The 14,067-nt window shown below is 47.8% G+C and carries 9 protein-coding genes; 7 read left to right on the top strand and 2 right to left on the bottom strand.

Translation table 11 applies throughout. The features are described from left to right. Window positions 1–203 precede the first annotated feature (203 nt). The 4 genes from G8768_RS13950 (at window position 204) to G8768_RS13935 (ending at window position 6,880) form a co-directional block, all read left to right on the top strand. A complete protein-coding gene (locus tag G8768_RS13950) occupies window positions 204–788 on the top strand; it encodes an RNA polymerase sigma factor (protein ID WP_166845702.1) in 585 nt (194 codons plus the stop codon). Continuing rightward, window positions 785–1,831: a FecR family protein gene (locus G8768_RS13945; protein ID WP_166845704.1), complete on the top strand. Its 1,047-nt coding sequence runs from the start codon at window positions 785–787 to the stop codon at window positions 1,829–1,831. The genes G8768_RS13950 and G8768_RS13945 overlap by 4 nt, the downstream gene beginning before the upstream one ends. A gap of 555 nt (window positions 1,832–2,386) precedes the next feature. Further along, window positions 2,387–5,182, top strand: a complete 2,796-nt coding sequence (locus tag G8768_RS13940) for a TonB-dependent receptor (protein WP_166845706.1) — start codon at window positions 2,387–2,389, stop codon at window positions 5,180–5,182. A 123-nt stretch (window positions 5,183–5,305) separates the two neighbouring features. Beyond that, on the top strand, window positions 5,306–6,880 hold the full coding sequence (locus G8768_RS13935; protein WP_166845708.1) for a tryptophan halogenase family protein: 1,575 nt from the start codon (window positions 5,306–5,308) through the stop codon (window positions 6,878–6,880). Window positions 6,881–6,925: 45 nt separating this feature from the next. Here G8768_RS13935 and G8768_RS13930 read toward each other — a convergent pair whose 3' ends face one another. Next, window positions 6,926–7,927, bottom strand: coding sequence for a Ca2+-dependent phosphoinositide-specific phospholipase C (locus G8768_RS13930; protein ID WP_166845711.1), 1,002 nt, complete (start codon window positions 7,925–7,927; stop codon window positions 6,926–6,928). 229 nt (window positions 7,928–8,156) lie between these two features. Here G8768_RS13930 and G8768_RS13925 point away from each other — a divergent pair, with 229 nt between their 5' ends. Next, window positions 8,157–10,085, top strand: a complete 1,929-nt coding sequence (locus G8768_RS13925; protein ID WP_166845713.1) for an alkaline phosphatase PhoX — start codon at window positions 8,157–8,159, stop codon at window positions 10,083–10,085. A gap of 1 nt (window position 10,086) precedes the next feature. Next, window positions 10,087–11,784, top strand: coding sequence for a hypothetical protein (locus G8768_RS13920; RefSeq protein WP_166845715.1), 1,698 nt, complete (start codon window positions 10,087–10,089; stop codon window positions 11,782–11,784). Between the two features lie 98 nt (window positions 11,785–11,882). Here G8768_RS13920 and G8768_RS13915 read toward each other — a convergent pair whose 3' ends face one another. Beyond that, a complete protein-coding gene (locus G8768_RS13915; protein WP_166845717.1) occupies window positions 11,883–12,734 on the bottom strand; it encodes a MurR/RpiR family transcriptional regulator in 852 nt (283 codons plus the stop codon). A 295-nt stretch (window positions 12,735–13,029) separates the two neighbouring features. Between G8768_RS13915 and iolG the strand changes: the two genes are divergently transcribed. Next, complete coding sequence (iolG, locus tag G8768_RS13910; protein WP_166845719.1) at window positions 13,030–14,016, top strand: inositol 2-dehydrogenase; 987 nt, start codon at window positions 13,030–13,032, stop codon at window positions 14,014–14,016. The last annotated feature ends 51 nt before the right edge of the window (window positions 14,017–14,067 follow it).

Here is a 14,067-nt window from a genome sequence, read left to right as displayed (position 1 = left end):
ATGTAAAGGGGGCTTCGGCCCCTTTTTGAGGTTTGGCTGCCGTGCCGGTAGAGAGTATCCCGTATCCGTAGAAATCGATGAATTGCCGCATTTTGTTGCCTGTCCGGCTTTCCTCTGGGCCCTTGATTGATTAGAATGGCTCAAGTTGAAATTCAAATTTAAAAAATAATTGCAAATATGCAATTCTCGCCTGGAAGCTTTTCATGAGTCGATTAAAGCAAAACAGTGCCGAGGGCTCCCGTATATCGGGGATATTCCTGTCAATGGAGTCTGAGCTGAAACGTTTTCTGGTTCGCTTTTTAGCGCGCAAGGAAGATGTTGAGGATGTAATGCAGGATGCTTACCTTCGGGCAATCAAGGCCGAAAAGACCATGGATATCGAATTCCCACGCCCGTTCCTGTATAAAGTAGCGCGTAATTTAGCACTTACTGAAATTTCTAAAAAATCCAATAAAATCACCAGCTCTCTTGAGGATCACGAGTTTCTTGATCCCATCGATAATAACTCTTGCCTGGAGCACAATGCGTCTGTTCAACAGGAACTGAATGAATTTTACGAGGACGTCTTGCAGGCCTTGCCTCCCCAGTGCCAGAAAGTTTTTGTATTGCGTAAAGTCTATGGTTACAAGCACAAAGAGATTGCGGCCAAACTGAAAATTTCTGTCAGCACTGTGGAAAAACACCTCACTAAAGGTCTTAAGAAGTACGAGCTTTACGTCACGCAAAAACAGCAGGCGAGGGAGGCCGATCAGCCTTTGGCGGAACTAAGGATGATGGCAAAGAAATGAGCAAGATTAGCCCGTTACAAAATCCGGCTACCGAACAGGACCGCATCGATGAGCAGGCCCGAGCCTGGGTTATCCGCCTGGATGGGGAATCCATGGCCGCCGAGGATTATCAACAGTTCCGCGCCTGGCTTGCTGAAGGGGATCAGCAAAGGCAAGCCTTTAAGCGTATCGCTGAATTATGGGACGTGCTGGATACAGTGATGCCGGAGTTGGCGGACAGCGACATTGCTGCAGAGGCCATTGAGACGGAAACGGTTCGAGGTTCGCAGCCTTGGTATTACGGGCTGGCAGCCTGTCTGTTGTTAGGCGTTATGGTTCTGCTGAGCTTTCAGTACAGCAATTCTCTGGAAACCTACCAATCCAATTATGCGACTCAGATTGGTGAGCTGGAAACTGTCAGTCTACCGGATGGGTCGGGAATCAGTTTGAACACCAAAACCAGCACTAATGTGAATTTCGATCATAAAAGCCGAGTGGTTCATCTGTTGGAGGGTGAGGCTCATTTTGATGTTGCGCCAGACCCTGACAAGCCCTTTGTGGTGTATGTCGCCGATGTCGCTGTACGGGCCGTGGGTACGGCATTTACCGTGCAGCTTAAGGCCGACAACTCAGTTGAGGTGACGGTTACCGAAGGCAAGGTTGCAATGACTTCCTTTGAGCAGCCTATTGCTGAAGCCCCGGATTCCAGACCACCGCCGGAGCAAGGGAAAAATCTGGGTTCCCTGATCGAAGGTCAGCATATGGTGGTAAACCAAAGCGACGTTAGCCTGGAAAATCTGCCAGCCCCTCGTATTGAGAAAAAACTGTCCTGGCGGCAGGGCATGCTCAGCTTTGAGGAAGATCGACTTGAGGACGTTATTAATGAGGTTGGGCGGTATACCTCGGTGGAGATCGAGATTCTTGACCCCCAAATGAAGGACCTGCGTATCGACGGCTATTTCCCATCCGGCCGCCTGGATATGCTGCTGGCCACACTGGAAGGCTCCTTTGATATCAAAGTTGAGCGACTTGATGAGCAGTCCATCCAGTTATCCCGCAAATAAGCAGGAGGTCAAAGGCCCTGGGCAATGTACTACCTTGGGGCTTTCCGTACCATGCTATTAGCCGGTCTCAGACAATTAATTATTCCAAAATTTAAAAAAAAGAATATTTTTTTTAAAAATGATGGTGGTTTTCTACGCTCCCATAAGTCCTTATCTGGGAGCGCCACTCAATTAGCTTGTGGTCATGGCCCAATAAGCCAGCCCCCGGCGCTTAAACAGCAAAATAACTCGCGTTTGCGATTTGCTATAGGCGCTGCTGTGCTGGTGGTATGCATACCGCTTGCCCAAGCTGAAGATCGGACATTTGAATTTCATATCCCGATCATGAAAGCGAATCTGGCTTTACGCCAATTTGCGCAGCAGTCTGGTACGCCTCTGTTGATTCCCAATGAGCGGATTCGAGAGGTAGATGCCAATGCTCTTATAGGCTCTTATTCCAAGCTTCAGGCGCTTGATATTTTGCTGAAAAACACCCGAGTTGTTGGACAGATAAACCAACACGGGGTTTTGACAGTCAATCTTGTCGAATCTGAAGACACAATAAAGGATAAGAGTATGGAGTTGCGAAAAAAACCGCTTGCTCAAATTATATCTGTGATGGCCGCTTTCTTTGGTGGTGCTCCAGTCTCGCATGCGCAAACCGATGCCGCTGCCGATGGTGCCCTGGAAGAAATTGTTGTTACCGGTATTCGCCAGAGCTTGAAGCGATCTCTGGAAACCAAACGTGATGCATCCAGCATTGTTGATGCGATCAACGCCGAAGATATTGGCAAATTCCCCGATACCAATGTGGCAGAATCGCTGCAGCGTATTTCCGGTGTGTCTATTTCCCGCGAAAGTGGTGAAGGTAAATTTATTTCCATTCGAGGTCTGGGCCCTGCGTTTTCCCCGGTAACCATTAATGGCCGTACGCTGACATCAGGCTTTACCGGCACGCCCAGCTCGATCAACCTGTTTCAGGGATCGGGTCGCGAATTTGCGTTTAATGTATTGCCCTCGGAATTGATTGCTGGCCTTGAAGTTTACAAAACGCCAACGGCGGATTTGGTTGAAGGCGGCGTTGGCGGTTTGGTAGAGGTGAAAACCCGTCGTCCGCTGGATTTTGATGATACAACATTAGCAGCAAGCCTTAAGGGCACCTACGACGAGGGTTCGGAAACTACGGAGCCTACCGGTTCTGTAATGTATGCCGATCAATTTGCGGATGAAACGGTTGGCGTCCTGTTAAACGGTACCTATGCCAAACGCAGTACTACCAGTGATCGTTACTGGGGCTGGGGTTGGGAACAAGGCGGTGTGCACGACCTGAGTCAGCCGACGACAGTTGACCCCGACACTGGCAATGTGAGTAATACCAGCAACCCAGAAGGTTGGTATCCCTTTGAGGATGTATACAACAATGTAACCGATTCCTCCGAGCGTTATGGCATTAATGGCTCTTTGCAATTCCGTCCGACAGATGAATTGGAAATTGTGGTTGACGGCTTGTTCACCAATACTGATGCTGAGCGCGTTGACTACGCACAGGCTGTGCGTTGGACTGCGGGTGGTTTAACTCCGCAAGGGAACCCTCAACCGGCGTTGGGTGTGGATGTTAACGGTAACCCAATTACCGCACGTAATCGCAAACCTTTTCGCCTGTTCGACTCGATTGTTGATGCCAACGGCAAGTTAATCAGTGGTAATACCGGTACCAGTGGTGTTCAGGTTGCGCCAAAAACCGAGCTGACCTTTACTACCACAGATACACTGGCTTTGGGTACGAATGCAACATGGGAAAGCGATCAATGGACAATTTCCGGTGATGTATCCTATTCAAAAGCGGAATCAGACTTTGAGCTGAAAGCCGCTAACTTTATCGGGTATGCGCCAGTTTCTTACACTGCGAATGGTTCAGCACCAGCGGTATACACTTCTTCTGCCAATCTGGCTGATCCGACGCTTTACCATTTTAAGAGTTTGGATCTGCGTCGACTGCGAGTTGAGGATGATGAGCTGGCTTTTAAATTGGATGCCGATTATCAATTGGATATGGATTTTGTCACCAGCCTGGAGTTTGGTGTTCGAGTGGCCGAGCGTAATAAAACCAGTAATAATGAAAGGGTTGATGATGCGCACTCTGGTGGCACAGGTATTTATCTGAACAGTGGTGATTTAACTCTGGCGGATTTCCTTACGACCACGTCTGGTGGTTCGGGTTCGGTCATCAGCAACGATGGTTCGGCTGGAAACTTCCTGGTGCCAGTTGCGCAAAATGTGTTTGATCACTTTGATGCCGCCAATGCAACTTATGTTCAACGCCAAAATGAATTTTTTGATATCTCGGAAGAAACCCGCGCAGCATATGTACGTTTGAACTTCGATCAGGAGTTTGGCGATATGGCGTTGTCAGGGAATGTGGGGGTGCGATATATCACTACCGATATTACGGCGACCGGCGCGAGCCCAACCAGCTTTACGGCTGACCGTGCTAACGGTACTGTGGAGACCGTTGGCGATTTCCGAACCGTTGATACCAACTACAGTCATACCCTGCCGAGTTTGAATTTGCGTCTGGATTTAACCGAAGAGTTGGCCTTACGCTTTGGTGCAGCTCGTACTCTGACGCGTCCAAATCTGAGTGCGATGGCGCCACGCGCGAAAATCTCTGCAGGTGGTGGTAATGTCAGTGTGAATGTCGGTAACCCGGATCTCAAACCGTTTGAGTCTGATGGTTATGATTTGTCACTGGAGTATTATTTCTCTGACGCGGGCTTGCTGTCTGGTGCAGTTTTCTACAAGGACGTAGGCGGCTTTGTGTTTAACAACACTTTGCAGAATCAGCAGTTCCTCGGACAAACCGTAGAGTTTTTGACCATTGCTGAAAATGCCGCGAGTGCCAAGATTAAAGGTTACGAAATTGGCTACCAACAAGCCTTTGATTTCTTGCCAGGTTTTTGGGGCGGCTTCGGAATGTTGGCTAACTACACCTATATTGACAGCAGCACCGAGTTCAATAATGGTCAAGCTAACGCAGGTCAGTCCTTTGCGTTTGAAGGCCTGTCAGAAGATACCTATAACCTGACCGGGTATTATGAGGCCGACGGTTTATCCGTACGCTTGTCTTATAATTACCGCAGCGAGTTTCTGGAGTTCGGTAAATTCCTGTTTTCTTCCAGAACCATCGATGCCTACGGTCAGTTAGATCTAAGCGCTTCTTATGATGTGAATGAAGATGTCAGCTTGACCTTCGATGCGGTGAACCTTACCGACGATGAGGTCAGAAGTTATGATGGTGGTTTTGATGACTTTACCTCTGTCTCATACCACAACGGTCGTCGTTTCACCTTAGGTGTGCGCGCCAAGTTTTAAATGAAGACTCTCCTGTAAGACGCTTAGCCCTATTGGTTTTCCAATAGGGCTCTTTTGCGTTTACAGCTTTATTCATGGCAACTTTCTATGTTGCGAGACAGTGACTGAATTGCGGGACGGCTTATGAGCAGCGAGTCAATCAAAAAAATTGCCATTCTGGGTGGTGGTACCGCAGGCTGGATGACGGCTTGTTATTTGGATCGGCAATTTAATCAAGCTGGTCAGAGGGCGGTGGATATCACCTTAATTGAGTCTGACGATGTTGATATTATCGGAGTTGGTGAGTCGACTTTTGACAGTATTCGAGGCTATCTGCAAGCCGTGGGTGTTGATGAATCGGAATTTATGCTCAATACCGATGCCAGTTTAAAACACGGTATCTATTTTAAAGATTGGTATCGGGGTGACGATGAATATTTTCACCCCTTCGAAAAAGTACAAATCGGTGATGGGGTCAATATGCTGCATCACTGGGTTAATCTTCATCAGCGTGAAATGAATCAACATTCGATCTCGGAAGCTGTAGGGGTTCAATACAAAGCGGCAATGGCGGCTTACTCACCTAAAATATCGAGCAATAAGGATTACGAGGCACCGTTGCCATACTCTTATCATCTGGATGCCGTACTGATGGGGCGCTATCTTCGACAGGTAAGTACCGCTCGTGGCGTTAAGCACATAGTGGCCCACGCTGAGCATATTGAGCTGGCAGATGATGGGCGAATTCAGTCAATTATCAGCCGTGAAGGTGAACGTTACGACGCTGATTTTTTTGTGGATTGCACGGGCTTTGCTCAAGTATTGATGCGTGCCCTGAAGAATACCGACTATGTTGATTACCGTTCCAGCCTTCTCTGTGATCGAGCGGTTGCGGCCCAAGTGGCTCTGCCGCAGGAGGAGGGGAGTGGGCAATATAATCCCAGGCCTTACACCAGTGCTGTTGCTCAGGAAAGTGGTTGGATATGGGATATTGATCTGTATCGTCGCCGAGGTTGCGGATACGTCTATTCCAGTGAATTCAGTGATGAGGCTAGAGCTGAAGAGGTTCTATTTCAGTATTTAGGCAAACAGTACTCAGGAAAACAGTGCCCGAACATTGAGCCAAGATTTCTAAAAATGCGCATTGGCCGGGCTGAGAAATTCTGGCACAAAAACTGTGTTTCCATCGGCCTGTCCGGGGGGTTTATTGAGCCTCTGGAATCCACAGGTATTGTTTTTATTGATAGTGGCGTTCGTTTTCTGGCGGAACTGTTAGGGGCAGACCCGTGTTCAAAGGTTCTCTCAGATCGCTATAACAGTATGATGGGCAGCCTCTATGACGAGACGCATAATTTTATTGAGTTGCATTATATCTTAAGCCAACGAGCGGACAGTGCCTTTTGGCGTCATTATCGAGATGAGGTTAAACCATCTTCCCAATTGCAGGAGCGCTTGGCGTTGTGGCGGGAAAAGATTCCATCGTCCATCGATTTTTCCGATACGCTCTCAACCTTCTGGGAAAACAGTCATAACTTTATTATGTATGGTATGAATTGGAAACACAGCCGAATGCCCGCCAATTTACAACAGCTGGATAGCGGGCGAAGCATTCATATGCTCAGTGAGATGCAAAAGATTCAAGCCAAAGCCTTACCGCATTTTGAGACGCATTTGGCCAGCCTCGATAGAATCCGATCGAGGGGCAAAAGGGTGATTTAGCGTTCATAATGAAAAGCGCAGGGAAAGCATCGGCCAAAGTGACATCTAGCGATTCAGTTTGCCACGTTTTTTCACTTTACCGTTGAAATCTTCAGGCTGGGAAAAGTCGTTTCGGTTAATAAATTGGGCACCGTAGGAAAGGGCTTTTTGCAGATCCGTCAGGCGGTCGAAATCCAGTTCAGCTTCGACTTCCCAGATGTGATTAATTTGATGGTTGTCACGCGCGGCTTTTAAAAAAGCCCTCGCTTGAGCATCGTTTTCCCATTGAACGTTTCCACAAACCACCCAATGTGAACTGTCGGTATTCATGCCTGTGAACTTGCCTTTCGCACTGAAATCGGCAGCCCTTTTGACATTAGGGCAGGGGAAACCTGCAAGCTCTGAGGTTTGCGATTCAATAATGCTCTGATAAAACTCTGGGCTACCCGCGGTATAGAAAACAATAATCTGTCCGAGTTTCAGCATGTCCTGGGAATTGGGCCAACCGGAATTGGCAATATTATGACGTAGATTAAACGATTGTTGGGTGTGTTGCCGGGTCCAGTTAAGCAGGTCCTGAGGTTGAATTAATCCAGCTTCAGCCAGTTGTTCTTTCAGGTTTTTTTCGAGCGAAACAAACTCTTCCACATTCCAGCTGGGCATGTCTTTTAAATCCAGGAATAAGCTGATGGGCTCCTGAATTGGATTTTCGCTTAGCCACTGGGCAATGTTTTGGAGGCAGTCATTCAGTGAGCCGTTTTGAGAGTTGGCTTTGCAGCTATTGCGACTGCCGGGTCCTTCATGACTCACAAAGTCATTGTTGCTGCCAGGGCGATTAAAGAGGTCGATTTCCAGACTGCGATAGCCTTTGTCTAAGAGTAAACCCAGACCAGGACTGGAATTTTCACCGAGCCGGTACTCATAGGAATTGTGCGGCATCATGTGATAAACCTGATCAAAAGGCAGCGTATTGAGAGTTTCGCCTTGAGCCGGGCTGGCAATGAGTGTGGAGACGCTCAAGGCTGTTAGAAGCGCTTTTAATACGTGTGGAGCTGAAAAGTGATTCATGTTTAATACCGATAATTTCACATGGAATAAATATTACACTTTTATATAAAATAAACCAAACGTTGCATATGTAAAATGGCTGTGTGATGATAAGTGCCTGTTCGATGCACTGATTCGATGCACTGATTGGATGCTGGATTTTGATGAATATCGGCTGTGATGTTGATCGGTTTGCAGAAGGCATCTGCCGTCATTAGTGAGTCTTGATCTTTATTGGAGAAAACGGTTGATGTTAGGTGAAGTTACGGTTAATGCCCTTTTTGAAAAGCCACTTTCAACGCTCACTTTGGCAATCAGCACTTGTCTGCTGCTGGCTTGCTCTGAGAAATCCACAGAGCCTCAGCAAAATCTGAAAATTACCTATGGCGCAAAACATGGCGAGCTTCGACGCTTGGCGACACTGCCAATGGGAGCTGAGGTGGCAGGCTTTGTGGAAACTCAGCAAGGCGATATATTTTTTAATGTTCAGCACCCCTACGAGCACCATAGTGACAATCCAGACAATAACAGCTTGCCGGATGGCATCGGCTTAGCGCGCATCGGTGTTATCGAGGGGGTTACTGCAAATCAAATTCCTTTTGATTTCACTTCCTTATCAGTACCTGTCAGTGACCTTGATAAATCCCGCGTTCGCTTAGCACTGGGGCAGTACAATACTTTGGCTAAGGAGCGAGATACCTTTTCAGGAAAAATTCCATTTGGTCTGGGTGTGATTCCGAGCTTTGATCAGCAGCAAGGTCTGGACGAAAAAAGCATCGCCAAGAGCCTGATTAATAATCCGCAACCGAGTGTTTCCCAGTATTTTGGTGAGGCGCTCAGCACCGACATGCCAGATCTGAATGTTTTTGTTCCCAGTAATGAAGAGGGTAGTCGTGGTTATTTGTATACTGCCTGGGAGTCGCGTCCGAGCACGATGAGTCGAATGGCCCTCCACAAAAAAGAAGGCCATTGGCAAGTTCACAACAATGATGTCAGCCTGGTTGATTTTAATACTCGCTCTTTGATGGGTGCCTGGCATTTGTGTTCCGGAAGTTTGAGTCCCTGGGGAACACCTTTGGCGAATGAGGAGTTCTTTAACGATGATGATGTTGTTAATTGGAATAATCCGGACCCGCGCAGTAAAACCTTTGCCCGCGCCTATGGTGGCGTAGCATTCCTGAATCCGCAACTCAATAAGGTCGAATTAACAGGCAGTGGCGAAGAAGCTATTGCCGATTACGCGGAGCGTCTGGCAGAAGCGATTGATATTTGGCCCAATCCTTATCGCTATGGTTATGCCATTGAAATTGAGCAGCCTTTGGCCGATAAACCGAAACCCGTTAAGCGTTACGCGATGGGGCGCTATACCCATGAAGTGGCCCTGGTCATGCCCGATCTAAAAACGGTTTACCTTACCAGTGATGACCGCCCCAGTGGCTTTTTCAAATTTGTTGCTGATGAAGCTGAAGATTTAAGTTCAGGAACGCTTTATGCGATTAAATTGAAACAGGATCATGGTCGGGATAAGGCCCATACCTCTTATACTGGTTTCGATGTGAGTTGGGTGGAGCTTGGCAGGGCAAACGATCAACAGGTTGAGGCCTTGATTGCGCAATACGATAATGTCGGTTTAAAAGCCTATGGTGATGACTCAAACAGTTACATACGCCAGACTGAAATCGATGCCTATGCGGATCAATACCGTCGCGAGGGTAAAGCCGACAATCCGGCTTTAGCGTTTGTTGAAACCCGCGCGGTTGCGGTTGCTCTTGGCGCCACTGTCGAGCTTGATGGGGTGGAAGGGCTTACCGCAAATTATGAGCGTCTTGTGCAGGCGCATGAAAAGGGTCTACCAAGTTCCATGTATTTAGCGGCCTCATATATGCGCGATACCGTTGCAGATGAAGAAGGTGATATGCAGCTCACCGAAAATGTCTGCGGAGTAGTCTACCGCATGGACATGGATTTACAGTTCAATGTAAATCGCATGGAGCCGGAAATTATTGGAGGGCCGTACGACAGTAAAAGCATGAATCGATGCTCATTGGATTCCGTCGCCCAGCCCGACAATATCCTGGAGTTGCGCGATGGCAGATTGTTGGTGGGTGAAGATACCCGTTCTCATATCAACAACATGATTTGGGTTTATACCCCAAAAAAACTGGCTGGGAATCAATAATATGAATGCTCGAAAATTGATTCCTTTAACCTTGTTTTGGGGCGCCAGGCTAGGGCTTGGAGTGCTCGGAATAGCAGGGCTTGGATTGGTGATAAGCAGTGTTACGGCGGGCTCCTCAAAACCTCTGTACCAAATGGATGCTAAGGGCTTGCCCCTAATTCCCGCTGAGCAACAAGTCGTACAGCGGGCTGATCGTTTGCAGAACCCTGAGGCGGTCATTCCCCCTCAGTGTTACACCGATACCCAGGGTCAGTTCAATCCTTGCTACACCTGCCACCAAAGCCATGAATTTTTTAAGGGCCAGACGGCTCGCTTCAATGTTATGAACGATGGCAGTTTGCAGGGCAGCTATGAGTTTTCTGATGTCGGCGTTAAGAACCACTGGCGTAACTTGTTTGAGGACAATCAGGCATTTATCGCAGCGATCAGCGATAAGGCCATTATGGATTACATTGCGCAGGATAATTACTCCAGCTTGGCGGGCAGGCTGAAAGCGGAAGGTTTTGAGGGCTACATTCCGGATTTAAAAAACTTTGCCTACCCTGAGCAAGCGTTTGATAGCGATGGCCTGGCAAAAGATGGCAGTGCATGGGTGGCTTTTAACTACAAACCGCTGCCAAGCACTTTTTGGCCCACCAATGGCAACACGGATGATGTCTTGATTCGCTTGCCTGTTCATTTTCAAAACCTCAATGGTGTATTTAACCGCGATATCTATTTCCTGAATTTATCCCTTGTGGAAATGTCGATTAAGCAAAAGCAATTCCTGGATATCCCTCCAAGTGATGAAACCCAGTTAAGAGCGGATATCGATGGTGACGGGGAGTTGAGGGGCGTAGTGACTAAGCTTGCATGGCGAAGCTCCTTTTTTGGTGATGCGGCTGATAAAGCAACAGCCATTTTACAGTATCCCCTGGGTACTGAGTTTTTGCATTCTGTGCGTTACATCGGCCTGAGCGGAGATGGGGAAATTGTCACGCCGCCGAGAATGAAAGAACTGCGCTATATGAAAAAGCACCGTCAACTTAGTGCGGGTCAACTTAAGGCGCGTTACATCGCTGAGTCTGTCGAAAAAGATGGCGGAGAGTTACCGTATTATCCTTATACCAAGGCAAATGGCTTTAGCAATAACTATGGTTGGTCCTTAATTGCCTGGATTGAGGACAGCGCCGGGGAATTGCGTCAGCAGAGCTATGAAGAAAATCTGTTTTGCATGGGTTGTCATAGCACAGTCGGCGCTACCATTGACCAGACTTTTTCATTTGCCCGTAAGCAGGATGGCGTAAAAGGTTGGCGCTACCTTGATCTGCGAGGTATGCCCGATGCGCCCGCACTGGGACAGCAAGATGGCGAAATTGCTCAGTATCTTGAGTGGGTCAATGGCGGTGATGAGTTTCGCGAAAATCAGGAGATGCTGGCTAGCTGGTTTACATCAGAAGGCCAATTGGACAAAAAACGACTGAAAGGTATGGATGTATACCAGCTCATTACGCCTAGTGCGACAAGAGCTATGGCATTGAACAAGGCCTACCTGAAAGTAGTGCGAGAACAGAGCTATATCTATGGGCGTGACGCCGTACTAAAGCCCGTCAAAAATGTGCTGGCTGAGGTGGATCCTGAAACCCAGACGCCTTTGCAGGAGTCCAAGCGACGTATTAACTGGGATATCCGTCTCAATTGGCCGAAAGAAGCTCAGTGAATATAAAATACCATATTTAAAATTCATTTTCAAATATGGTATTCTCTTGGGCTCGTTTAAACGGTTGGATAGCTGGGGGCTTGCTCGGCTTTTCGCGTTTATGAGCGACGCTTTTTGTTCTGCTTTTTATCGTCGAACACCAGGCCTGTGGCCAGGGTTTGGGCGAGCAGCATTGTCGCGGACAGTGAGCGGAAATTGTGAACCTCGGCTTCATGAACATTGAATGAGACGCTGGCTTGATCGACTATCGGGCTAACGCTGCTGTCGGAAATTGCTACGTAGGGTATGGATTTCTCCACAGCGATATCAACTACCTGGCTGGTATCGGCGGAATAAGGGTGGAAGGTAATCGCAATGAGCGCGTCCTTTTTGCTCATGGCTCTGGCCTGTTCTCGCAGAAGTCCGCCGCTGCCATCGATCAGATGTACTCGGCAGTCGGCTCGGCTCAATGTGTAGGTCAGATAGCTGGCAATAGGCAGTGAACGACGCTGGCCAACAATATAAATTTGCTCTGCTTTTTGCAGGATGCGCACGGCTTTTTCGATATCTTTAACGTCGATGCCTTTTTTCAAGTGTTCCAGCGAGACGACATTGGCATCGCAGAATTGTTGAAACAGCGCTTGCAGTGAATCGGGTTCATCCTGGTTGTTTTCCGCCAGCTCCCGGGCAACGCGCTCTTTATAGCTTTCCGACTGTTCGGTGACATAGCGTTGAAAGATCCGTTGCATATCGCTGAAGCCAGAAAAACCAAAGTTTTTAGCGAAGCGAATGAGGGCGGAGGGCTGCACTTCAGCGCTTTGGGCAATATTGGCAATCGTTTCAATACCCATAGTGGTGGGGTGTTCGAGAGCAAAGCTGGCGATCTGCTTGAGTCGCTTGCTCAAATTAGCGTGATTGTTGGATATAGCTTCAATCAGCTCTTCGTATTCCTGCGGTGCGCTCTCTAACATAGCCTCTCCATACATTGGCTGTTTTTATATGATCGACTGAGGGAAGCTTGAAACCCGGCTCCGCTCAGAACCCTGAAAATTGGATATTTTACTCTAAAATATAGAAATTTGGCATTTTCATATTATGAAGTTAAAAGGGCTTATGACGGTTTGGTTCAGCTCATTAAGCAGTATTGGAATATTTTTATTGTTTTAATGTGAAAATAGAAAATATATTCACTTGATGTTGAGAGTGGTATATATTGGGTATTTAACCCAGTATGGCTGGGCCAGTGGTTCTTAAGAAGGTTTTACTATGATTTCCATTGCTTTATTTGGGGCAGGCCGCATCGGATCGTTGCACGGTGCTAATGTTGCTCGTCGTGATGATGTTGAGTTGCGCTATGTCTCGGATGTGTTTCCTGAAGCCGCACAAAAGCTGGCGGACAAGTTTTCGGCACAAGTGGTTTCCATTGAGGAGGCGCTTGCCGACAGTAGTTTGGATGCTGTCATTATTGCGAGTTCGACCGATACCCATGCGCAGCTTATTGAGGCATCCGCGAAAGCTGGCAAGGCCATTTTTTGTGAAAAGCCTATTGATCTGGATATTCAGCAAGTCGAAGCGTGTCTGGCTGTTGTTGAAGAAACGGGTGTTGCCTTGTCTTTGGGGTTTAACCGCCGTTTTGACATTAATTTCCGGGCTTTGCAGCAAGCGGTTGCCGAACAGAAAATTGGAAATCTGGAAATGGTGTCTATTACCAGTCGTGATCCTTCGCCACCGCCGGTGGATTACATCAAGGTTTCCGGTGGCTTGTTCCGAGACATGATGATCCATGATTTGGACATGGCTCGCTGGTTGCTCGGTGAAGAGCCCAGTGAGGTATTTGCGACGGCCAGTTGTCTGGTAAACCCGGAGATTGAACAGGCGGGTGATGTCGATACAGCCATGGTTATTTTAAAAACGCCATCAGGGCGTATGTGTCAGATCAGTAACAGTCGCCGCGCTGCCTATGGTTATGATCAGCGTATCGAAGTATTCGGATCGGCTGGCATGATGCGGGCTGAAAACGCGGCGAGTAACACAGTGGAATTATTTACAGAGGCGGGAGTGCGTAAAGACAATCCGCCTCATTTTTTCCTTGAGCGTTATATGGATGCTTATCAACGGGAACTCGATGAGTTTGTCGATGCGATTGTTGCCGGTGTTACCCCCAGTGTTGGTGGCAATGATGGGCGAATGGCATTGGTATTGGCAGATGCTGCCTTGCAATCCTATCAGACAGGAGTTCCGGTAAAACTGTAAACACATTCAAACCCGGGTTTATTCATCCCGGGTTTTTTTACACTAAAAATA

Origin of the sequence: Pseudoteredinibacter isoporae, assembly GCF_011602085.1 — a bacterium.
GTDB classification, from domain to species: domain Bacteria; phylum Pseudomonadota; class Gammaproteobacteria; order Pseudomonadales; family Cellvibrionaceae; genus Pseudoteredinibacter; species Pseudoteredinibacter isoporae.
This window is presented reverse-complemented; position numbering and strand designations above follow the sequence as displayed.